The 23,418-nt window shown below is 50.9% G+C and carries 15 protein-coding genes; 2 read left to right on the top strand and 13 right to left on the bottom strand.

Annotated elements, in window-relative coordinates; translation table 11 throughout:
- Nucleotides 1-44: 44 nt before the first annotated feature.
- Together efeU and putP are read right to left on the bottom strand one after the other, a co-directional pair.
- Nucleotides 45-878 carry an iron uptake transporter permease EfeU gene (efeU, locus tag FD737_RS04280; RefSeq protein WP_058959854.1) on the bottom strand — a complete coding sequence of 278 codons (834 nt, stop codon included), beginning with the start codon at nt 876-878 and terminating at the stop codon, nt 45-47.
- Between the two features lie 525 nt (nt 879-1,403).
- A complete protein-coding gene (gene putP, locus FD737_RS04275; protein ID WP_097116811.1) occupies nt 1,404-2,888 on the bottom strand; it encodes a sodium/proline symporter PutP in 1,485 nt (494 codons plus the stop codon).
- A 445-nt stretch (nt 2,889-3,333) separates the two neighbouring features.
- Here putP and putA point away from each other — a divergent pair, with 445 nt between their 5' ends.
- Nucleotides 3,334-7,278 (top strand): trifunctional transcriptional regulator/proline dehydrogenase/L-glutamate gamma-semialdehyde dehydrogenase, encoded by a 3,945-nt coding sequence (gene putA / locus FD737_RS04270; protein ID WP_160832798.1) that lies wholly within the window; start codon nt 3,334-3,336, stop codon nt 7,276-7,278.
- Nucleotides 7,279-7,367: 89 nt separating this feature from the next.
- On the opposite strand, the gene FD737_RS04265 is transcribed toward putA, so the two are convergent.
- The 11 genes from FD737_RS04265 to FD737_RS04215 all read right to left on the bottom strand — a co-directional run bounded on the left by FD737_RS04265 (nt 7,368) and on the right by FD737_RS04215 (nt 21,569).
- The gene (locus FD737_RS04265) at nt 7,368-8,450 is read right to left on the bottom strand and encodes an acyltransferase family protein (RefSeq protein ID WP_160832797.1); all 1,083 of its coding nucleotides are present in this window, start codon (nt 8,448-8,450) and stop codon (nt 7,368-7,370) included.
- Nucleotides 8,451-8,859: 409 nt separating this feature from the next.
- The gene (locus FD737_RS04260) at nt 8,860-9,948 is read right to left on the bottom strand and encodes an acyltransferase family protein (RefSeq protein WP_097116808.1); all 1,089 of its coding nucleotides are present in this window, start codon (nt 9,946-9,948) and stop codon (nt 8,860-8,862) included.
- Nucleotides 9,949-10,184: 236 nt separating this feature from the next.
- Nucleotides 10,185-10,937, bottom strand: coding sequence for an L-cystine ABC transporter ATP-binding protein TcyN (gene tcyN, locus FD737_RS04255; RefSeq protein ID WP_034824347.1), 753 nt, complete (start codon nt 10,935-10,937; stop codon nt 10,185-10,187).
- Nucleotides 10,934-11,602 (bottom strand): cystine ABC transporter permease, encoded by a 669-nt coding sequence (tcyL, locus tag FD737_RS04250; protein WP_045815117.1) that lies wholly within the window; start codon nt 11,600-11,602, stop codon nt 10,934-10,936. The genes tcyN and tcyL overlap by 4 nt, the downstream gene beginning before the upstream one ends.
- Nucleotides 11,602-12,402: a cystine ABC transporter substrate-binding protein gene (tcyJ, locus tag FD737_RS04245; protein ID WP_034824352.1), complete on the bottom strand. Its 801-nt coding sequence runs from the start codon at nt 12,400-12,402 to the stop codon at nt 11,602-11,604. The genes tcyL and tcyJ overlap by 1 nt, the downstream gene beginning before the upstream one ends.
- A gap of 142 nt (nt 12,403-12,544) precedes the next feature.
- The gene (locus FD737_RS04240; RefSeq protein ID WP_160832796.1) at nt 12,545-13,531 is read right to left on the bottom strand and encodes a D-cysteine desulfhydrase; all 987 of its coding nucleotides are present in this window, start codon (nt 13,529-13,531) and stop codon (nt 12,545-12,547) included.
- Nucleotides 13,532-13,662: 131 nt separating this feature from the next.
- The gene (gene fliZ / locus FD737_RS04235) at nt 13,663-14,166 is read right to left on the bottom strand and encodes a flagella biosynthesis regulatory protein FliZ (RefSeq protein WP_034824353.1); all 504 of its coding nucleotides are present in this window, start codon (nt 14,164-14,166) and stop codon (nt 13,663-13,665) included.
- Between the two features lie 49 nt (nt 14,167-14,215).
- Nucleotides 14,216-14,938 carry an RNA polymerase sigma factor FliA gene (locus FD737_RS04230; RefSeq protein ID WP_038646384.1) on the bottom strand — a complete coding sequence of 241 codons (723 nt, stop codon included), beginning with the start codon at nt 14,936-14,938 and terminating at the stop codon, nt 14,216-14,218.
- A gap of 143 nt (nt 14,939-15,081) precedes the next feature.
- On the bottom strand, nt 15,082-16,050 hold the full coding sequence (locus FD737_RS04225) for an HNH endonuclease signature motif containing protein (protein ID WP_160832795.1): 969 nt from the start codon (nt 16,048-16,050) through the stop codon (nt 15,082-15,084).
- Between the two features lie 258 nt (nt 16,051-16,308).
- Nucleotides 16,309-20,523 (bottom strand): FkbM family methyltransferase, encoded by a 4,215-nt coding sequence (locus tag FD737_RS04220; RefSeq protein ID WP_160832794.1) that lies wholly within the window; start codon nt 20,521-20,523, stop codon nt 16,309-16,311.
- 152 nt (nt 20,524-20,675) lie between these two features.
- Nucleotides 20,676-21,569 carry a flagellin gene (locus tag FD737_RS04215; RefSeq protein ID WP_202404457.1) on the bottom strand — a complete coding sequence of 298 codons (894 nt, stop codon included), beginning with the start codon at nt 21,567-21,569 and terminating at the stop codon, nt 20,676-20,678.
- A 406-nt stretch (nt 21,570-21,975) separates the two neighbouring features.
- On the opposite strand from FD737_RS04215, the gene fliD reads away from it, so the two are divergent.
- On the top strand, nt 21,976-23,418 hold the full coding sequence (gene fliD, locus FD737_RS04210; RefSeq protein WP_097116804.1) for a flagellar filament capping protein FliD: 1,443 nt from the start codon (nt 21,976-21,978) through the stop codon (nt 23,416-23,418).

Raw genomic sequence — 23,418 nt, 5'->3', positions numbered from 1 at the left:
CTGTTACATGGAAGAACAGACGCGCAATCGCGCCTGATTTAATTTCAGCGTGTGGTGCGCGCAGCACTGGCCGTTGGGCGCGCCGGGAAGAAGAACAGCAGCAGCGCCGGAATCAGGTAGATAAGCCAGGCCGCCACTTCACTGACGCTTGGCGTTTCCTGATAGCCGAGAATGCCTTCCAGCAGCGTACCGACCACCGAGTGGGTGGAGAGCGTGTTGCTGAGGTCGAAAGCAATGTCCTGGAAGTGGTTCCAGAGCCCCGCTTCGTGGAAAGCACGGATCGCACCTGCCGCGAGACCTGCGGCAACAAAGAGAATGAATAAGCTGGTCCAGCGGAAGAAGCTCGCCAGGTTGAGGCGGATGCCGCCGTAGTAGAGCAGCATGCCCAAAACAATCGCCGTTAATAAGCCCAGCACCGCGCCAATCGGCGGCGCGTAGCCAACATCCTGGGTGAAAGCCGCCAGCAGGAAGAAGACGGATTCAAGACCTTCACGCGCCACGGCCAGAAAGACCATGAGGACCAGCGGGAAGCCACCGCCGCCCTGCTTTTGCAATGCCTGATCGACCGATCGTTCCAGTGTGGCTTTGATGTTACGTGAGACTTTGCGCATCCAGAACACCATGGACGTGAGGATGACCACCGCGACGACCGCGACGATGCCTTCAAACAGTTCTTGCTGTTTTTGCGGGAATTCGCCAGTGGTTTCATTGATGAAGATGCCAAGGCCTAAGCAGAGTGCCGCGGCAATGAAGACACCCGCCCACATCGCGGGGAACCACTGAGTGCGCTGGGTGCGTTTCAAGTAGCTGGCAATCAGGCTGACGATGAGAGCTGCTTCAAGACCTTCACGCAGCATAATGAGAAACGGTACGAACATCACCAACCTCTTGATTGTTAAGGAGGGTAAACCTTAGGTAAAAATACGTAAAGTGCAAACGATATCGATTATCATTATCGCGGGTAAAATTACAAGTCACTGAATGAAATTATTTCTCATTTGCGGGCTGTAATACGGATTCACTGAAAATGGGTGATGGGGATTTCAGCGTTCAGATAAATATTCAGTGCTGGGGTGTGGCTGCAAGCTCAGTGCCGGGATATCGCTGCAGGTTCAGTGCCGGGTTTTCGCTGCACGTTCGGTGCAGAGTTATCGCTTCAGGTTCAGTGCAGAGGTGTCGCTTTGAGTTCAGCGCATTGTCCACTAAAGGCCATCCCGATCGCGAAGAAACCACGCATCCCTGCAGATCGGCCGCGCCGTCCATGGCGCGGACGCTTCGCTCCCCGGAATGGCCTTTATCGGACGACTAACTATGTCATTGCTTTGAAGGGAATGCTGAAGCCTGGTCGATTCCATAAAAAAAGCCCGCCGTATACGGGCGGGCTTAGTGTGTCAGAGACAGAATTACTTGGTGTTGTATTCAGCTTCAGCGGCGGCGAAGCGCGCTTGTGCTTCTTTTGATGGGCCTTTGCCGATCAGGCTGAACACCACAATCGCGATGCTGGCGAAGATGAAGCCAGGAATGATTTCATACAGTTCGGTGTAACCATACTGTTTCCACAGCAGCACCGTCAGTGCACCAATCACCATCCCGGCCAGCGCGCCATTGCGGGTCATACGTTTCCAGCATACGCCGAACAGAACAACCGGACCGAAGGCAGCACCAAAGCCCGCCCATGCATAGCTGACTAAGCCGAGCACACGGTTTTCCGGATTGGCCGCCAGCGCGATGGCGATCAACGCAATCAGCAGCACCATTAAACGCCCTACCCACACCAGCTCTTTCTGACTGGCATTTTTACGCAGGAAGCCTTTGTAGAGATCTTCTGTCAGGGCGCTTGAGCACACCAGCAGCTGGCAGCTTAGGGTGGACATCACCGCTGCCAGAATCGCAGACAGCAGGATGCCAGCAATCCACGGGTTAAACAGGATACGCGCCAGTTCAATGAACACGCGTTCGCCGTTCTGGCTTACGCCTGCCGCTTGCTCAGGGTGGTTCTGGAAGTAGGCGATACCGAAGAAGCCCACCGCCACGGCACCGGCCAGGCACAGGATCATCCAGGTCATGCCAATGCGACGTGCAGTGCGAATCGAGTGATGTGAATCCGCCGCCATAAAGCGCGCCAGGATATGCGGTTGTCCAAAGTAACCCAGGCCCCATCCGAGTAAGGAGATAACGGCAACAAAGTTGAGCCCTTTCAGCATGTCGAGGTTTTCAAGACTTTTTGCTTCGATCACCGCCAGTGAATCATCCAGGCCACCTACCGCGATAATCACAAACACCGGGGTGAGGATCAGCGCGAAGATCATCAGGCTGGCCTGCACGGTATCGGTCCAGCTCACCGCCAGGAATCCGCCCACCAGCGTATAAAGAATGGTGGCAGCAGCACCGGCCCACAGCGCAGTTTGGTAATCCATACCGAAGGTGCTTTCAAAGAGACGTGCACCCGCAACCACGCCTGATGCGCAATAAATAGTGAAGAAGATGAGAATAACTACAGCGGAGATAACACGCAGCAACTTGCTTTTGTCTTCGAAACGGCTGGAGAAGAAGTCCGGCAGCGTTAAGGCATTATCGTGATGCTCGGTCTGCACGCGCAGGCGACCTGCCACAATTTTCCAGTTAAGCCAGGCACCGATGGTCAGGCCAATGGCGATCCAGCTTTCTGAAATGCCGGAAAGGAAGATGGCGCCGGGTAAACCCATCAGCAACCAACCGCTCATATCTGATGCACCCGCTGACAGTGCGGTGACCACACTGCCTAAACTGCGTCCGCCCAGAATGTAGTCGTCAAAGTTTTTGGTCGAACGGTAGGCAATAAAGCCAATCAGCACCATTCCCAGGATATAAATTACAAAGGTCACCAACATCGGTGTACTCATACTCATACTCTCTCCACTTATTATTTAATCCGTTAAGAGAAATCTTTTTTCCTGAGCCATCGGAACGTGATGGCATCAGGGCTTTACCGCATCCAGAGAAAGCGATTTCTCTTAAGGCGCGGTATCCTGCCGCAAAGGGGCGGCGCGCACAATGCATTTAACACAGCTGTCACAATGGTTTCACCTGACTTCGCTGATTTAATGCCAATAGGTTGCACACGCTCACACTTTGAGTTGCACCTAATTCAACATGAGAGTGCTCTCGTTGACGGGAGTTGCAACTTTGGCGAGCTTCTTGCAGCAAGTTTTGTGCCGTTTCTTCACATGACCGATTTTAAGTGCTGATAAACGTGCAACTCAGGTCACATTTAACATGGTTGCACAAAGTTGCAACATGAGTGATAGTGCAGCCCACGCTGATGTTGAATCATATTTTGAGGACGAGGAAATCATGGGAACGACCACCATGGGGGTGAAGTTGGATGAAGCCACCCGCGATCGCATTAAATTGGCGGCAGGTAAAATTGACCGCACCCCACACTGGCTGATCAAACAGGCGATTTTTAACTACCTTTCACAGCTGGAAGCCGGTGAATCTTTGCCGGAAATTCCCCTCCAGCTCGCCGACGCCGCCAGTGAAGAAGGCACGACAGACGAGTCATTCCAGCCCTTCCTCGACTTCGCTGAACATATTTTGCCGCAGTCGGTCACGCGCTCTGCCATCACCGCTGCGTGGCGTCGTCCGGAAACGGATGCGGTACCGATGCTGCTGGAGCAGGCGCGTCTCCCTGCCCCGCTGGCCGAGAAAACCCATCAGCTGGCTTATAGCCTGGCGGATAAGTTGCGTCACCAAAAAGGTGCAACCGGGCGCGCCGGAATGGTGCAAAGCCTGTTACAAGAGTTCTCCCTCTCTTCGCAGGAAGGCGTGGCGCTGATGTGTCTGGCGGAAGCGCTGCTGCGTATTCCCGACAAACCAACTCGTGACGCGCTGATTCGCGACAAAATCAGCAATGGCAACTGGCAGTCGCATCTGGGCCGCAGCCCGTCGATGTTCGTTAACGCCGCAACCTGGGGTCTGCTGTTTACCGGACGTCTGGTATCGACTCACAATGAAGCCAACTTGTCGCGTTCACTTAATCGCATTATTGGTAAGAGTGGAGAACCGCTGATCCGCAAAGGCGTGGATATGGCGATGCGCCTGATGGGCGAGCAGTTCGTCACCGGCGAAACCATTGCGGAAGCACTGGCCAATGCGCGCAAACTGGAAGAGAAAGGCTTCCGCTACTCCTACGATATGCTGGGTGAAGCAGCGCTGACCGCCAGTGATGCCAAAGCTTATCTGGTGTCCTATCAGCAGGCGATCCATGCCATTGGTAAAGCTTCCAATGGCCGTGGCATCTATGAAGGTCCAGGCATCTCGATCAAACTGTCGGCCCTGCATCCTCGCTATAGCCGCGCGCAGTATGAACGCGTGATGGAAGAGCTATATCCGATCCTTAAATCACTGACCTTACTGGCGCGCTCTTACGACATTGGTATCAATATCGATGCGGAAGAAGCAGACCGTCTGGAACTGTCGCTCGATCTGCTGGAAAAACTGTGCTTCGAGCCGGAACTGGACGGCTGGAACGGGATTGGCTTTGTGATTCAGGCATACCAGAAGCGCTGCCCGTTTGTGATCGACTCCCTGATCGATCTCGCCCAACGCAGCCGCCGTCGCCTGATGATCCGTCTGGTGAAAGGCGCGTATTGGGATAGCGAAATCAAACGTGCGCAGATTGATGGGCTGGAAGGTTATCCGGTTTATACCCGCAAGGTGTACACCGACATCTCTTACCTGGCTTGCGCCCGCAAACTGCTGGCGGTACCGAATCTGATCTATCCGCAATTTGCTACTCATAACGCTCACACGCTGGCAGCGATCTATCAGCTGGCAGGCAATAACTACTATCCGGGTCAGTACGAGTTCCAGTGCCTGCACGGCATGGGCGAACCGCTGTATGAGCAGGTGGTCGGCAAAGTGGCAGACGGCAAACTGAACCGTCCGTGCCGTATCTACGCACCGGTCGGCACCCATGAAACCCTGCTCGCCTATCTGGTACGTCGCTTACTGGAAAACGGGGCCAACACCTCGTTTGTTAACCGCATCGCGGATAACACCCTGCCGCTGGATGAGCTGGTTGCCGATCCGGTTTCTGCGGTGGAGAAGATGGCGCTGACCGAAGGCGCAGTCGGTTTACCGCATCCGAAAATCCCGCTGCCGCGCGATCTGTATGGTGATAAGCGCGCCAACTCAGCCGGTCTGGATTTGGCTAACGAACATCGTCTGGCATCACTCTCCAGCGCCCTGCTCAATAGCGCCAGCCAGCCATGGATTGCCCAGCCGTTGGTCGAAGGTGAGCTGGGTGACGGCGTGAGCCGTCCGGTACTCAACCCTTCTGCGCCAGCCGATGTGGTGGGCAGCGTGCGCGATGCCAGCGAAGCAGAAGTCTCGGAAGCGCTGGATGCCGCAGTAAATGCCGGTCCAATCTGGTTTGCCACCCCGCCACAAGAACGTGCAGCCATTTTGGAGCGCGCCGCCGAAGCGATGGAAGGCCAGATGCAGCAGCTGATTGGCCTGCTGGTGCGTGAAGCAGGTAAGACCTACAACAACGCCATTGCCGAGGTGCGTGAAGCGGTTGATTTCCTCTATTATTACGCCGGTATGGTGCGTGATGATTTCGATAACGAAACCCATCGTCCGCTCGGCCCAGTGGTGTGCATCAGCCCGTGGAACTTCCCGCTGGCGATCTTCACCGGTCAGATTGCTGCAGCACTGGCAGCCGGTAACAGCGTGCTGGCGAAACCCGCTGAGCAGACGCCGCTGATAGCCGCGCAGGCGGTACAAATCATGCTGGATGCGGGCGTGCCATCAGGTGTGCTGCAACTGCTGCCGGGCCAGGGCGAGACTGTCGGTGCACAGTTAACGGGTGACGAGCGAGTACGCGGTGTGATGTTCACCGGATCCACCGCCGTCGCGACGCTGCTGCAACGCAATCTGGCGGGTCGTCTCGATCCGCAAGGCCGCCCAACGCCGCTGATTGCTGAAACCGGCGGCATGAACGCCATGATCGTGGATTCTTCGGCGCTGACTGAGCAGGTGGTGGTCGATATCGTTGCCTCCGCCTTTGACAGCGCCGGACAGCGTTGCTCGGCGCTGCGTCTGCTGTGCGTACAAGATGATGTCGCCGATCACACCCTGAAAATGCTGCGTGGCGCGATGGCCGAATGCCGCATGGGCAATCCGGAACGTCTCTCTACGGATATCGGCCCGGTAATCGACGCCGAAGCCAAAGGTAACATCGAGCGCCACATTCAGGCGATGCGCAATAAAGGTTTCACCGTGTATCAGGCGGCGCAGGACAATCCGCAAGACAGCAAAGAGTGGACCAGCGGCACCTTTATCAAGCCAACCCTGATCGAGCTGGGTCAGGTAAGCGATCTGGATAAAGAAGTGTTTGGCCCAGTGCTGCACGTGGTGCGTTATGCGCGTAACAGCCTGCCACAGCTGATCGATCAGATTAACGCCTCCGGTTACGGTCTGACGCTGGGTGTGCATACCCGTATCGATGAAACCATCGCGCAGGTCACGGCGTGTGCCAAGGTCGGTAACCTGTATGTAAACCGCAATATGGTCGGCGCAGTGGTCGGCGTGCAGCCATTTGGTGGTGAAGGCTTATCTGGCACCGGTCCAAAAGCCGGCGGTCCTTTGTATCTCTATCGCCTGCTGGCAAACCGCCCAGACAGTGCACTGCGTAAGACCTTCGATCGTCAGGATGCCGAACGTCCAGTCGACAGTTCCGTACGTGCTGAGCTGATGAGCGCGCACCAGTCATTGCAGAGCTGGGCGCAGGATAAACCTGAACTGCTGGCACTCTGTCAGCGTTATGACGAGCTGGCGCAGGCGGGTACGGTGCGACTGCTGCCTGGCCCAACCGGTGAACGTAACACCTTCACGCTTCTGCCGCGCGATCATGTCCTCTGTATTGCGGATAACGAGCAGGACGCACTGACGCAACTGGCAGCAGTGACCAGCGTGGGCAGTCAGGCAATCTGGCAGGATGATGAGTTGCATCGCGCACTGCGCAAATCACTACCTGCCGCCGTGCAAAAACACGTGGTGTTGGTGAAAGATTTGCTGGCCGCCGGGTTTGATGCGGTGATCTATCACGGTGACGCCGATCAGTTACGTGTGCTGTGCGAGCAGGTTGCTGCGCGTGACGGCGCGATTGTTTCGGTGCAGGGCTTCGCGCGTGGCGAAACCAATCTATTGCTGGAACGTCTGCTGATAGAGCGCTCACTTAGTGTAAATACCGCCGCAGCGGGTGGTAACGCCAGTCTGATGACCATTGGTTAAAAAGATAAGGGCCCGCAAGGGCCCTTTTTCATGGCGCGCCGCGACGAGTATATCCACTTGTTGCGGCGCTACTGTTTTGTACTTTGAGCTTAAGCCACAGACTTGTTGCGCTTCATACCAATCAAGGTCGGGAAGACAAACAGCGACTGCCCCAACCCGCGATTGGTGACAGACCACACCGCCACCGACAGCAGCGAGCAAATCCCCACAATCGCCACCGGATAGAAACATGCCCACAACACGGAGAACCAGGCATAGTCAAACAGATGATGGCGCTGAGCGAACAGAATCGCTGACATGCCAAAATACTCAATGAAAATACGATGGATCACGTAGATTTGCAGGGTGTTACGGCCAATCCAGTTAAAGTACGTCATCTTAAAGTGCGCGTTAAGCCAGCGGCAGGCCGCCACGCTCGCCAGCACCGCGATGATGCACAGGAACAGGCTCTTATCCAGACCGAAGATAATGTGAATCCCTGATACCGTCGCCAGCAGCGCCCATGGCACGAGATTTTCACGACGCCATTCGCTCATACGCAGCATCAGCGGGCTCCAGAACGCGCCCAGCAGGAAGAACAGGAAGTACTGCGCCACGCTTTGCGGTCCCCAGTATGGAATGATCTTCTCCACCGCCAGATAGTTAAGCGCAACCGCGACCACCAGCAACGCCACTTTCTGTTTGTGGAAGATCTTCGCACACAGGAAATACAGTGCCAGTCCGTACAGATACCACGAGGTGCTCATCGCCATAAACGTCAGTTTCAGGAACTCAAACAGTGAACCCGCATAGGCGGCATTCAGATTGTGTGAGATACGCTGGCCGGTAATCTCTGTCGAGATACCCACAATCGACCACCACTGAATAAAGCCCCACAAAATATAGAGATAGAACAGGTTGGTAATACGACTGGTAAATACCTGCTTCCACGGACGATTAAGAATCCCGTTGGTTGCCAGCAAGCCCGAAACAAAGAAAAAGGCTGGCATACGCAGCGGAGATAAAACAGTATTAAACTGCACCCATATTTCTGCCGGTATCCAACCCGCCGTCAATAATTTCACCGTTCCTTCAAATCCGGGTAATACGGTGTGGTACAACACCACCAGCAATATGCAGGCCCCTTTTAGGGTATTGACCCATGCAATATCTTCTTTCCTGGCGTTATTCATATGATTAACTCCCGCTGCTGTGTAGGTCTTTAAGGAGAAGTATGAGGAAATAAACAATGATGCATTTCTGGTTATTCAACGATTATTAAACAAGCTGGCGGGGGATGACTCTAGCGAAAGTCCTAAAAGTTTTTTACTGGTCCTGATATAACAATACTTTACAGTTCCAGACACTAATCAAATGCTAAGCAGGCTAACAATATCTTCCCAAATTAGAGTCACTAAGGGTATGACGAGGGAAATAAGGTTAGCAATTAATACAGGGAAATTAAGAACAATCCATCACAAACAAACCAAATTAAAATCAAATTTTATTCGGACAATTATGATATGTGGCAGATGGATAAACGCGGATATTAATATTGTGCTAAGAGAAAATAATTAGGGCCAGCGAACTGGCCCTTTTTGATTATTGCAGCGGTGCCGCTTTTGTCTCTGGCACGGGTTTTCTCAACAGTCGCGGATAGATGAATAACATTCTGCCTGGACCGCGATTCAGCAGTGACCACACCGCCAGTGAGATCGTCACGCAGAGCGCCACGCCCGTCATCGGCATCAGCAGCGCCCATGCCCAACTGAAGGCCGCATGACCAAACCAGCCGTAATGCAGCGCCAGGGCAATCGCGCTCAGTCCCAGCAACTCTATGAAGATGCGGTGCAGTACGTAAATCTGCAGCGTGTTACGGCCAATCCAGTTCAGCCACGCCATGTTCAGGCGCTCATTGAGGAAACGGCACACGACGATACCAAACACGATGGTCAGCAGGCTGTAGAACGGGTTTTTATAGATGCCCCCCACATGATGTACCACGCCAATCACCGCGATGCCTGCCAGCAGTAGCCAGTGTTGGCGCTTAAGCTGGCTCATCTCAATCAAAGACTGGCTGAAGAATACGCCGAGCAGGAAGTAGAGATAGTTTTGCGCCACGCTGGCCGGCCCCCAACCAGGGATCAGGCTAAACTGCGCAGCGTAGGTCGCGACAATCGCCAGTGCCATCAGCGCCATTTTCTGGCGGTGGAACAGCTTGGTGAACAGGAAGAAGCCCGCCAGCGCGTACAGATACCAGAGGCTGGTCATGGAAGTCAGCAGCAGTTTAAGGAACTCAAACGGCGTGTCGGCATAGGCAGCGTTTTTAGTGCTGGACAGCCGCTCACCGAGGTGCGTGGAGATATAGTGAATGCTCAGCCACTGAATCACCCCCCACAGCAAATAGAGATACACGATATTGCTGAACTTCTTGGTGAACACCTCTTTCCAGCTCTTTTTGACGATCGAACTGGCCGCCAGCAGGCCTGAGACAAAGAAAAAAGCGGGCATACGCAGCGGTGAAAGATAGGTATTGAAGGTCACCCACCAGTGCGCGGGGACCATGCCGGCCGTGAGGTGATGCAGTGAGGGAGCGAAAGTGGTGATAATCGAGTGGTGCAACACCACCAGCAAGATGCAGGCACCTTTTAACGTGTTGATCCAGAGGACTTCATTTCTGGCATGTGTCATTTTATGATCCTGATTGCGCCATGAATTTGTAAAGAATTATTTATATTTACTAAGATGTCTCAATCGGGGGCGTCTTAAAAATCCTTCTGCTCCTTGCCAGCAAAATTTAATAGGCAATAAAACATTATTTTTCAGATGGTTAATTGAAAGTTCTTTGACAATTTTCAGAGGAAACTGAGAGAAGGGATTCAGATGAGAAAAGAGAAAGCGCCGTCAGAACCAGACGACGCTTGAGACTATTGGTTAAGAAACTTGTCAAGAAATTGGCGGGTGCGTGCCTGCTGCGGATGGCTGAACAGCTCTTTCGCTGCGCCCTGCTCCACGATACGGCCCTGATCCATAAAGATCGCCCGATCGGCCACGTCACGCGCAAAACTCATCTCATGCGTAACGATCACCATGGTGCGTTTCTCCTGCGCCAGCGCGCGGATGGTATTCAGCACTTCACCCACCAGCTCAGGATCCAGCGCCGAAGTTGGCTCATCGAACAGAATCACTTCCGGTCGCATCGCCAGCGCACGCGCAATGGCGACACGCTGCTGCTGCCCGCCAGAAAGGCGACGCGGGAAGCTCTCCTCTTTGCCGTGCAGACCGACCTTCTCCAGCAAGCTGCGGGCTCGCGCCACGGCTTCTGCTTTCGGTTCACCCTTCACGATCACCGGCCCTTCAATGATGTTCTCCAGCACTGAACGATGCGGGAACAGATTGAAGTTCTGGAACACGAAACCCACCTGCTGACGCAAACGGCGAACCTGCTCTTTCTGCTTGTTGAGCCCGATACTGGCATCAATGGTGATATTACCCACCGTGACGCGGCCGCTATCGGGCACTTCCAGCAGATTGATACTGCGCAGCAAGGTGGTTTTCCCCGAACCGCTTGGCCCGATAATCGCCACCACTTCACCCGGTGCCACATCCAGATCGATGCCGTGCAACACGGTCTGGCCGTGAAACTGCTTGACCAGCTGACGTACTTCAATCGCACTCATTTCGCCTCCCGATCCTGTCGATTCACATGCGCTTCCAGGCGATTTTGCAATGCCGACAGCACCGTCGCCATTACCCAGTAAATCAGCGAGGCAGCCAGATACATGGTGAACACTTCCAGCGTACGTGAGGTGATCAATTGCGCCTGACGGAACAGCTCCGGCACCTGAATGGTGGCCGCCAGCGAGGTGTCTTTCACCAGGCTGATAAAGCTATTACCAAGCGGTGGCAAAGCGGTACGTGCCGCTTGAGGTAGGATCACGCGACGCAAGGTTTGCCATGGCGTCATGCCGATACTGGCCGCCGCTTCCCACTGCCCACGTTCAATCGCCGCAATCGCGCCACGCAGGGATTCAGAGGCGTAAGCGGCGGTATTGAGTGACAGACCAATCATCGCTGATGGGATAGGATCCAGCTCGATACCGAACTGCGGCAAGCCGTAGTAGATCATAAACAGCTGGGCGATCAGCGGCGTGCCACGGAAAATCGACACATAGATACGCGCCAGCCAGTTTACTGGCCAGAAATGTGACAGGCGCATCAGCGCCAGCACAAAGCCAAGTACCAGACCGAAGAACATCCCGCCGATACTCAGCTGCAGCGTGAACAGCGCGCCTTTGAGTAAGAATGGTGCTGAATCCAGCACCAGTTGTAAGCTTTCCTGCATTATTTAGTGACGTCCGCGCCGAACCATTTCTCAGAGAGTTTGCTCAGCGAGCCATCTTTCTGCATGTCTGCAATCGCTGCATCAATGGCTTTCAGCAGGTCGTCATTGCCTTTACGCAGCGCCACGCCGGATTCGAGTCGAGAGAAGGCCGGGCCCGCTACCGCCATGGTGTCGCCGGTTTTCTTCACCAGATCCAGCGCCGCTAAACGGTCCACCAGAATGGCATCAACACGACCTGAACGCAGATCCTGGTATTTGGTTGGGTCATCATCATAGGTACGGATATCGACGCCTTTGACGTTGTCACGCAGCCACTGTTCGTAGTTAGACCCCAGGCCGACACCGACTTTCTTACCAGAGAGATCCTCTGGCTTGGTGATGCTGCCAGCATTTTTCTTCATCGTCAGCGCCTGAACGCCAGAGATGGTGTATGGCGTGGAGAAGTCATACTTCTTCTTACGCTCGGGTGAAATCGTTACCTGATTGATCACCACGTCGATACGTTTAGAATCCAATGCCGCCAGCATGCCATCCCACTTGGTCGGTTTCAGATCCGCTTTGACGCCAAGGTGTTGCGCCAGCTCTTGCGCAAACTCCACTTCGAAACCAGTCAGCTTGCCGCTCTCATCCTGGAAACTGAACGGCGGATAGGTGCCTTCCAGACCCACGCGCAGCTCACCTTTGCTCTTCACCTGTGCCAGCAGATCTTCTGCGGCGAACGTTTTAACGTTAACGCCCGCGACCAGCGCGACCGCCATCATGCCCATCACCAGTTGGCGACGAATTGGAGAGAAAGCCATGTTTACCCCATTATTGTGATGTGTTGTGTGCTATGAGGCGGCGAAACCGGGATTTGCCGCCTTTTCGTTATTGGCGCTGCATTCAGGCCCATTTCAGGCCAGAACAACAGCTGCCGGATTATAAACCTTTTTTATCTTAGCCTTAGACCGAAGGATGATAAGCAAATAACGCAGGCGCGCCGCCAGTATGAATAAACAGCAGCGGCCCTTCACGACGGAAACGATTCTGCGCAATGCCATCTATCAATCCGGCCATCGCTTTACCGGTGTAGACCGGGTCCAGCATGATGCCTTCAAGACGCGCCAGCAGTTTCACCGCTTCCATGCCTTCATCATTGGGTTCACCGTAACGCGGCGCGAAATAGTCATCCCAAAGCGTGATCGGCGCGTGCGTCTGCACTTCCAACTGTTCAGCCAGCGCGCTGCGAATGCGCTCTACCACCGGCAACTGCGCGTCGACTTTGCGTGAAACCGTCACACCGACCAGCTCGGTATCAGGCAGCAACTGCTCAAGACCTACCGCTAAACCTGCATGGGTGCCGGCGCTGCCCGATGCAACCACCACAGCGGCGAAATCCACCACGCCTTCGCTTTGGTGCGCGATCTCCTGCGCACACTCCACGTAACCGAGCGCGCCCAGTGCGTTGGAACCGCCAACCGGCACAATATAAGGACGGAAACCCTGGGCTTCGAGACGTTCAGCCTGTTCGGCCAGCTGTTCAGTGGGGTTGTGCAACGCATCGACCATCACCACCTCGACATCCATCAGGTCGAGCATCAGGCGATTACCGTTGGTGAGGTAGTTTTCTGAGATCGTGCCAATCGGATTTTCCAGCAGCGCCACACACTTGAGGCCAAGACGCGCCGCCACCGCCGCCGTCTGGCGCACATGGTTGGATTGAATCGCGCCCGCCGTCAGCAGGACATCCGCGCCCTCGCGCAGCGCATCGGCCGCCAGGAATTCAAGTTTACGCAGTTTGTTGCCGCCCATTGCCACAGGCGTGAAGTCATCACGCTTAATAAAGATATCGCGACCGAGATAATCAGAAAGCCGTGGCAGATGCTCAAGCGGCGTAGGTGCACCGAGTAATTCAAGACGTGGGAACTGGTGCAAGAGATGTAAAGACAATGCAGCCTCCATTCGGGCAATGTGCAATTATCCATACAGTGTTGCAGAAGATGAGAAAAGTCGCACCCGGAATTCTGCGAGTGCGTCCCCTGTTGCTGCTATGCTCAGCAACAACAAGGGCAGGATCGCAATCAGCCCTGCTGCCAGCCTAAAAACTGGTCATATTTACGCAGTGCGATGCGGTAATTGTTGTTACCCGCATCCGGCAAATCGTTTTCCAGGCATTCATGCCAGCTGTTGCCCCGTAATCTGTCGGCCGGGAAATTTTTCGCTTTCAGCATGTCATCAAGACGACGCAGCCGCACCACATACTCGCGAATGGTGCTGTGACTCATCTCGGTCTGCTCAAACAGATACTGTTTGAACGCCATAATGTCGAAGTAATTAGGATGGGTATTACAAAAAATATCGCTGCAGAAACGACATAACGCGGTCAGTTCCGGCTGGAGTTTCATCCATACCTGGTCATCAATCATCTGGTCCATCCGCGCGATGGCCTCTTTATTGATGATCTGTCCACGAAACACTAACGCCATACGATCTAAAACTTTGCCACAATGTGAACAGTTGCTTTGGCTGTGTTTATAGTCTTTAAGATAACGACTTAAAGGTCTGGCTTTGGCTTTGGCTCCCATTGCTGAGTCCCCGGTATTTTTATTTTTTCGATGCCAGGTACTGAGTCTGTCAGCGCGCCCCCGCTAACCGGGCACGCAGGCGTTTAATCGCCTGACTGTGCAGTTGACTGACGCGGGATTCCCCCACTTCCAGCACTGCGCCAATCTCTTTCAGGTTCAGTTCTTCCTGGTAGTACAGTGTGAGCACTAATTTTTCACGATCGGGCAATGCCTCGATGGCTTCAATCACGCGATCACGCAGGTTTCCTTCCATTAACTGATGAAGCGGGTTGGCTTCTTCATGCCCCTCCGTCACCAGCTCCGCACTGTCACCGTGTTCTTCCCGATACTCGTCGTAGGAGAAGAGTTGGCTGTTATTGGTATCGAGCAGAATCTGCCGATACTCTTCCAGCGAAACATTCAACTGTTCAGCCACTTCCTGCTCAGTAGCCGAGCGCCCCAACGCTTGTTCTACCTGATGCATAGCACCGGCCACCTCGCGCGCATTACGACGCACGCTACGAGGTGCCCAGTCGCGGCTGCGCAGTTCATCCAGCATCGCCCCTCGGATTCGCTGCACGGCATAGGTGGTAAAGGCGGTGCCTTGCAGCGCGTCGTAGCGCTCCACGGCATTCAATAAACCAATGCCACCGGCCTGCAGCAGATCGTCAAGCTCAACGCTGGCTGGCAAACGTACCTGCAAGCGCAACGCTTCGTGTCGCACCAGAGGAACGTAGCGCTGCCAGAGCGAATGTTTATCCATCACGCCTTCGGGCGTATAGAGATCGTTCACGATGACTACCCTGCGTTAATAAAGTTATCGGCATGATTATCCAATTCTGTAGGGGTTTCGATTGGCAGAATAGGCGGGCAAAAGCGAGGTTATTTCAAATTTGTTATGGATGGCGGTGGAATACACCGCCATTCAGGGTTTCTTTAGCGCAGGTTTTTTAGCCGTAGCCGCGTGCCAGGCGGCACCGCGTCCCACAGAGCACAGGTTTTGCCATCAAGTGTCTGATAAAAATCGCTAATCGGCGCTTCTGTTTCCAGTGCCGGATTAAACATCACCTGCCCGGTTTCGGCGTTAATGCTTATCATTTTGTTGATAAACAGACGCTGTAAGTCACTGCGCAGGAACAATCCGTTATCGACGCTGTTATCGGCAAGAAAACCTTCTTCATTTTCCTGGGTATCGATATAGCAGGCCTCCACCCACGGCCAGCTGTGACGTTCCGTAAGCTGCGTGCCGGTTATGATACAGGCGCCATAGCGTGCCTTCACCGCCGAACTGAACTCCGCCTGGCTGGCACGCTGGAACACCTTAGCCTTAACGCGACGCCCGACTTCTGTGCCTGGCATCACCGCCGTCGGCACTTTATGCTGCGGCGTACTCAGCACCACCAGAAACTGAATTTTGCGCGACAGTGGGAAGCAAGGGTGCGCATGGGGATCGAACAGCTGCCAGTACTCCTCCTCTTCCGTCTGTCGCATCAACACTAGTTTGAAGCCCCGACTGGTGAGCAGGTTCTGCGCTTCTGCCGAGTTAGGATCGAGCATGGCGTAAACCTGGGTTTCGCCCACCACCTTCCAGCGCCCTTCCTTCTTTATTTCATCGTTACGACGAAAATAAAGGAAAGCTTGTTGGCTTTTGAGATAGTGCTCAAAACGACGCAGATAGTTTTTGCGCTCGTTATCGTCAGAGACGAACAGCAGATCCTCCAAGGGACTGTTGATCTCCTCCTGCGCGAACACTGCACGGATCACCAAATTGCGAAAGCTGGTCGACGGGCTCAGCAACCCGCGTGCGGTGAGTTCTTTCTCATCAGGATGCTGCTGCGCATAGCGCAACGCGATCTCTTCGAAGGTCAGTAGCTCACCCGGTAACAAGTCATAATTGAAGCGCATAGACACCCCAGAAACAGAAAAAGTCGTGCAAAAAAAATGGGAATGATTCTGGGGAAGTTATCGGCAATTCTGTGCGGGACTGTAACAGGATGGTTACTTTTTTGGAGTTATAGGGGGATGGGGGAAATTGGGAGCTTTGAAACAGTTTAATTTGAATTAGGGCAACAGAAACCCTTGGCAACCCCTTTAAAACGATTATTCAAAATTATAACGCCCTTTGAATTTCAAAGGGCGTTTTTAACACGCCACAATTATAGATTATTTAAATTTTTCAAACAAATAGGTAGCAGTAGCATTGAAACGCTTAGTCGGTAAATAACCGAACTTGGCCAGAAACACCGAAATCGATTCAAATTCTGGTTCTGTACCCGCTTCAGCATAAATTACCGGGCTGTGACGTTGAAGCGTGTTAACTGCACCGCTTAACACTTCCATTTCCATCCCCTCGACATCAATTTTAATAACGGAAATCGAATTATCTGGCTCATTTTTCGTCATTGAATCAAGAGTTGCGATTCTAATGCCACCACTTTCGCTGACCTCAAGCTTTGTCATGCCGATATTTCTAGCATCAACAGATCCTAATTTTGCTGTCGTTTCGTAGCTACCCAATCCCATTTGGAATGCTGTGACTTTGCTGTCTAAGAAGTTCAGCTTTATGTTTTTTGACAACGTGTCATAAACTTCACCTTGCGGTTCGAACGAGAAAACTTTATTAGCATTGCAGAACAATCCAAAATAGACCGAATGGTTTCCAATATTGGCACCGATGTCGAGTATGGTAGAACCCGGTTTAGTTCGTGCCGCGATATCGGCCAACATTTCAGGCTCATAGAAACGTCGATGAGACTTTATCACGTTTTGAATGAAATCTTGCTGATTAGGCAAGTTCATATAAATCAATCTATTTTCATGCGAAAATGAAAACAAGGTCGTTGATGAGCAAAATTCGTCAGCCGAAGTGACTTTATCATCATTTATGAATCCGTAATGGGAAATCATATTTCCGATGTTTTTATCATTTTGACCATTTAATAAATTACTATGCCAAAGTGCACTCTCAGAAGTCCCCTCCCATTCACCAATCTCCATTCTTCCACCGACAACTTTGAATTTTACGCCGTTCAGACGGCACATCCAGTAGAGCCAAACATCATCAGTATTAGGTGCTAATTTTTCAAAGATATCTTTGTCAATCACATCCGGATGGAAACAGTGCGGGGGATATAACGTACCGAAGCCAGTCGTTGGAAAGATTAATCCTGAACGATCTACGTTATTGGCATATTGCCATTCCCAGTTTTTATAATCTACAGGCATGCCATTAGCATCAAGGCGCGCTTTATGTGCACGATACGCAACTACAGTTTTATAGTCACCATCCCAGGCACCGATCAACTTCTCTAGCCAATCATTTTTGTATGCCAAATCATCATCGGCAGTTACGATAAAGGCATTCGCTTCTTCGACTAGGGTAGGAACAATTTTTTTGTATGATTTAATATCATCACAATATTTAATTTCCACACCTTTATCATTGTAGCTAAGCACGTTGTTCGGCAACTGAGAACGGTCAGATTCGGCAATCCACAGTATGATCCGGTCTGGTCGAACTGACTGTTTTGTTAAGCATTGCAATGTTAGATGCAAAGTAGCAAAACGCTTAGGATAGGAAGTCAAACTAACAATCAACTTTCCAGGCAATGTGTGTTTCTTACCAATCTCTGGCGTTGCAACTGCTTTTTCCAAAACGGACGCCATTTCTTTGGTGTAAGTAATAGCGCGCTCATTTGAACTAAATTGTAATACCCTCGCTGCAACATCATGTAACTGATATCCTGCGTGTAGGATAAAGGCGAGTTTTTCGCGCAGAGAAAAGCTAAGTGAAGACAAACGCTCATTGCAAGGAATGAACAAGAATTGCATCGCTAATATTTGCGAAGATTCAAACGAACCATGTCCTTCCATCACAATCGGCGGTGCATTTTTAACACTATTAACGCTATGGAATACGAAACCACGCTGTACCATTGAATCCATAATTTCATCAAAACGCATTTGATTTTCATGTGTAAGCTCAAAGCGATAATTAACTGATATAAGCAAGGCACCTTTCAACATCGTTTCGCCGTAAGCAAATACGTTACGTAAATTGAAACGATTATCCAATACTAACCAATCTAAGCGGTTAAGCCCGTGAATTTCGTCAAGTTTGGACGAGGGTACCAAAAGTTCAGTAATAATCTTATTTGCAGCCCATCCATCCGATTTAGCGCTTGAAGCTAAAGCTTTTAAATCGCTACTGTATTTACCATCAAGGCACATGTAGACAGGTGTATCTTGGCCATCACCCAACATATGTAATTTAATGTGCTGCAAGTTCTTCCGATCAAATGGCAGGTCATTGCCTTCAACTTCTCCCAACGCATCCATCACAATGCAATGAATAGCCTCAGTTGCGGTTAAATCCATGAACTTTCCACTACGGGTTAGCACCGAACCATAATCCATCATGATGACTTTTCCATCCAATTTAAATTCAAACTCACTGTTTCTAGCTTGAATAATTGGATTTGAATTAACAACTGGATGATAAAGAGTTACGGAAGTTGAACTATCAGCAAATACCGGAAGCTCCCCACCTCGCAGCGAAAGTGCTGCTGGATCCTTCCCTTCACAATGACGCTGCCAAATAGCTCTCATGGCATCTGAAAATCCGTTTGCGAAAGCTTTCCCATCGCAAACAGGTGATGACAACAATATATCGCGCAGATGCTGACGAATTACACTTAGACTATTTATATCTTTAGTGAGTCCTACGGCAATATCAACATAATTTTGTGCATCTTCAGCAACCAATTCCGCCATTCCTGCATGGACTAGATGCGATGCAGAGTGACGCCCAGCAAACGTTGGGCCTGGTAAGGTGACAACAGGAACCCCCATTGCCATCGCTTCACATGTTGTTAACCCCCCGGAATATGGCCACGGGTCTAAGGCGATATCAATTTTATTGTAACTCGCAAGTAATTCACGATGTGGTGACGCACCTTCAAGTATAATTCGGTCACGGGCGATGCCAAGTGTCTCCATCGTGCCTAAAATACTTTCAGCTAGTGATTCATTTTTAAAGTTAAAACTTTTCAAGAACAGGCGTGAGTCAGGAACCTGATGCATTAAATGCGCCCATAGACCTAACAACGGCTCATTTATTTTTGATGCGTTGTTGAAACATCCGAATGTAATATACCCATTATCAACCACTGGTGGGTTACTAATAGATGGCATATAGTAAGGCGGATCATAACAAATGTAATCGCCCGGCAAACGTATCAGCTTTTCAGTATATAGCACATCTGAACCATCAGGCGTTTCGACATGATCACTGAGCAAATAATCCATATTCTCTAACCCTGTACTACTTATTAGCCCACCCACCCATTTTATTTGGATTGGAGCAACACCCTTTTGGAATAATTGCATGCGGCTATTGGCATTATATCCACACAGGTCGAATAAAATATCAATTTCATCATCAATAATGTTTTTTTCGACCGCTGCATCATTCAATCCACTGATTACTTGCCACTTTTTACATAGGCGTTGGATTTTATCAGTAATATGGTCGTGAGAAAAGTTAGTACTATAAGCGTAAAAGTCAATGTGTGATTCAGGTATATGCGACAAACCAATCGTAATCATATTCCCGACAGGATGTGAACGAAAACCATCCGAAATCATCCCAACGCGTAAAGTTTTATTTAACTTTTTATTTGTAGCGGTAGCCCGTACACTTCTTTTCTCTAAAGGGAAGCGCTCTTGCCATTTATGACACAGCTCAAGAATTTGCTCGGCATTTCTTTCTGGATTGTAATGAGAACCAACTATGTGATTAAAAAAAGTAATTGGGTTATCTTTAGTCAACTCACAACTTTTTAAATAGCAAACGTCCATTTCTTCAAACTTAGCCACATCCTGGAATATCATACCCAAGTTATTCCAGTACAACCAGTTATTCGGATCCTCTTCCGTTAACTTTTGAAACATCTCGATTGCTTCATCATATTTTTTTAGTTTTTGCAGTACGGTTGCTAACAAAGCACGTAAAGGGCGGGAAGCCTCGCCAGTCAACTTAGGTAGCGCTTCCACGAGGAATAACTCAGATTCTTCCAGTCGGTCACGATTATAAAGTAGGTTGGCTTTAGCATATAAAGCCTCATCATAATCCGCTTTAATATTTAAAGCTTTATTAATACTTTCTTCCGCTTGATAAAAGTCACCCGTCTTTTCCAAAGCGCGACCATGAATAACCCATATTAACGGATTGTTTGGATCAGACTTTAACAAAACTGAGGTTATTTGAACCGTTTTAGCAGGTTGTTGGGAGAGAAAATCGACCGCGCGATGAATTTCAGATTTCGCGTGGCTGGCTGTTTTGGTGGTAATGGCATGTTTGCGAGTGTTGGTTTTCATATGCGCACTTTAATGTTAATGAGTTCAGCAGTAAGTCCGAGACATTTCTCCGACATACCATCCCTGATTAACATTTTAAGAAACGCAAAAAAAAATAACGGGTGTAATACCCGTTATTTTTAGCGCTATTTAAGCGGATTGAGCGTTTAGATTTACTGCAGGAGTGACAGTACGTTCTGTGGAGTCTGGTTAGATTTAGACAGCACTGAAGTACCCGCCTGCTGCAGAATCTGCGCACGGCTCATATTAGAGACTTCGGTCGCGTAATCAGCGTCTTCGATACGGCTTTTAGCTGCAGTAATGTTAGTCACTGTGCTGTTCAGGTTGTTAACCGTTGATTCGAAGCGGTTCTGGCTCGCACCCAGTGAAGAACGCAGTGAGTCAACATCAGAGATGGCTTTATCGATTGAAGCCAACAGACCTGAAGTAACAGTTGCAGTAGCTGCAGTCGCGCCAGATGCTGCGGTGTAAGAAGCCAGGATACCACCAGTAGCAGCACCGGTTGAGGTTTCAGAAATACCGCTCAGGCCAGAAACACCAGCGAACAGAGTTGAAGAATCAATTTTCTTCAGTGAAATGCCGATAGTTTCGTTGTCTTTCGCGCCAACCTGGATGTTCAGAGTCTGTCCAGAAGTCAATACCTTGATGCCGTTGAAGCTGGTCTGTGCAGATACGCGGTTGATTTCTTTAACGCGGTCAACGATTTCGTTGTTGATTGATACCAGGTCATCACCGGAGTTGGTGCCGTTGTTAGCCTGAACAGTCAGCTCACGAATACGCTGCAAGTTGGTGTTTATCTCGTTCAGTGCGCCTTCAGTGGTCTGCGCCAGTGAGATACCGTCGTTGGCGTTACGTGAAGCCTGAGTCAGACCTTTAACCTGTGCGGTCATACGGTTTGCAATTGCCTGGCCAGCAGCGTCGTCTTTCGCGCTGTTGATACGCAGACCTGAAGACAGGCGCTCGATAGCGGTGCTCAGCTGGGACTGAGATTTGTTCAGGTTGTTCTGGGTAATCAGTGAAGAGATGTTAGTATTAATAACGGCCATGATAACAGTCCTTAATCAAGTTTGGGTTTCTTGAAACACGCTGAGGCGTATCTCGCAGTCAAAAAGGGTATCGGCAGGGTTTTCAAAGGCTTTAGAAAAAAAGAATAAATAATATATAAACCTTACAAAACAATAAGATGAAAAAACATTGAGCTGACTGTTATTCCTGCATACCCGAAGTTTACTCCTTTCAGTCACCTATAACCCTTATTCAGCAACCGCGCTGGCATCCTTCATGTTCTTCCTTATATATAGAGATCTTTTCTGCAGGCATCTTTTTTATCAATCGATAGAAACAAGAAGAGTTATAGGGGCAACTCGACCAATTAAGCGAAAAAAACAGGCGTAAACTTCTGCTCCATCTTGCCGATAAAACCAGAACATTTAATCGTTCGAGGAACGTGTCATGGCATCGATCAGTAATCTGGGTGTGGGTTCGGGACTGGACCTTAGTACCTTATATGACAATTTAGAAACGGCTGAGAACTCAAAACTCACCACCATCACTACACAGCAAACCACTGTGCAGAGCAAGATCACGGCGATTGGTCAATTACAGAGCGCTTTGGCGGCACTGCAAACGGCTACGGATGCGTTAAAGAAAACCGATACGTTAAATGCTACTGCGGTATCCAGTACTAACACCGCTTTCAGTGCCACCACGGCAAGCGGCGCTGTGGCGGGAACCTATAGCGTAAAAGTTGATCAGGTTGCGGCAGCGCAAACTCTGATTTCTGGGGCGATTACCGATGCCACGAAACTAGGCAGCACCACCGGCTCAACACGTACCATTACCATCTCTCAAGGCAGTGGCGATCCGGTCAAAATTACGCTGTCCGACAGTGAGACTTCGCTGACTAACGTCGTTAAGGCCATCAATAACAGTGGTGCGAACGTTTCTGCTACCACGATTAAAGGCAGTGATGGCAGCTATCGTTTGCTGCTCAGCTCGAAAGAGACTGGCACGGATAATGACATTACTCTCAGCGTGGATGGTGATGACACGCTGCAAAGTGCCATTGGTTACGATAGCAGTACGGGTACTGGCGCATTATCCGTCCAGACGGCTTCGGCGAATGCCAAACTATCAATCAATGGCATTGACGTTGAAAGCAGCAGCAATACCATTGATGACGCACTTGGTGGCGTCACCCTCACGCTGAAATCGACTTCATCCAGCGCTGAAAATCTGGTGGTGGATAAATCCGTTGATTCTGTTAAGACCGCCATCAACAGTTTCGTGACGGCCTATAACAAAGTGCGTTCGGTTGTCGCCAGCGTCACGAAATATACTGCCGTCGATGCCGGTGCAGACCAGTCTACATCGAACGGTGCGCTGCTGGGTGATAACACCGTGCGCACGGTTTCAAACCGTCTCAGCAGCCTGCTAACCTCGGCGCAAAGCGACGGTAGTATCGCGATTCTGGCACAAATGGGTATTACCATTGACCCTTCCGTCTCCAGCTCCGGTGTCACAGGTAGCCTGGTAGTGGATGACACCAAACTGACGGCGGCATTAACCAATAATTCAGCAGCGGTCACGCAATTCTTTATCGGCGACGGTGAAAAAACTGGCCTTGCTACTCAGATGAGCAGCACCCTCAGTACCATGCTGAGCACCACTACGGGCAAAGAAGGCATCATTAAAACCGCTACTGATGGTTTTAATACGCAAATCTCGGAGCTGAGCGATCGCTACGACAAAATGCAGGAACAGATTGATGCCACCATGGCACGCTATAAGACACAGTTTACACAGCTGGATACGCTGATGTCATCGCTGAACGCGACCTCGTCTTACCTGACACAACAGTTCAGCTCATCAAGCAGCAGTAGTAGCAGCAGTTAA

Origin of the sequence: Pantoea sp. Seng (assembly GCF_009829935.1) — a bacterium.
GTDB classification, from domain to species: domain Bacteria; phylum Pseudomonadota; class Gammaproteobacteria; order Enterobacterales; family Enterobacteriaceae; genus Pantoea; species Pantoea communis.
The sequence above is the reverse complement of the archived record's forward strand: the minus strand, read 5'-3'. Positions and strand labels throughout refer to the sequence as shown.

Coding starts and splice junctions, on each gene's coding strand:
- efeU (WP_058959854.1), bottom strand. CDS start 878: ATGTTCGTACCGTTTCTCATTATGCTGCGTGAAGGTCTTGAAGCAGCT.
- putP (WP_097116811.1), bottom strand. CDS start 2,888: ATGAGTATGAGTACACCGATGTTGGTGACCTTTGTAATTTATATCCTG.
- putA (WP_160832798.1), top strand. CDS start 3,334: ATGGGAACGACCACCATGGGGGTGAAGTTGGATGAAGCCACCCGCGAT.
- FD737_RS04265 (WP_160832797.1), bottom strand. CDS start 8,450: ATGAATAACGCCAGGAAAGAAGATATTGCATGGGTCAATACCCTAAAA.
- FD737_RS04260 (WP_097116808.1), bottom strand. CDS start 9,948: ATGACACATGCCAGAAATGAAGTCCTCTGGATCAACACGTTAAAAGGT.
- tcyN (WP_034824347.1), bottom strand. CDS start 10,937: ATGAGTGCGATTGAAGTACGTCAGCTGGTCAAGCAGTTTCACGGCCAG.
- tcyL (WP_045815117.1), bottom strand. CDS start 11,602: ATGCAGGAAAGCTTACAACTGGTGCTGGATTCAGCACCATTCTTACTC.
- tcyJ (WP_034824352.1), bottom strand. CDS start 12,402: ATGGCTTTCTCTCCAATTCGTCGCCAACTGGTGATGGGCATGATGGCG.
- fliZ (WP_034824353.1), bottom strand. CDS start 14,166: ATGGGAGCCAAAGCCAAAGCCAGACCTTTAAGTCGTTATCTTAAAGAC.
- FD737_RS04225 (WP_160832795.1), bottom strand. CDS start 16,050: ATGCGCTTCAATTATGACTTGTTACCGGGTGAGCTACTGACCTTCGAA.
- FD737_RS04220 (WP_160832794.1), bottom strand. CDS start 20,523: ATGAAAACCAACACTCGCAAACATGCCATTACCACCAAAACAGCCAGC.
- FD737_RS04215 (WP_202404457.1), bottom strand. CDS start 21,569: ATGGCCGTTATTAATACTAACATCTCTTCACTGATTACCCAGAACAAC.
- fliD (WP_097116804.1), top strand. CDS start 21,976: ATGGCATCGATCAGTAATCTGGGTGTGGGTTCGGGACTGGACCTTAGT.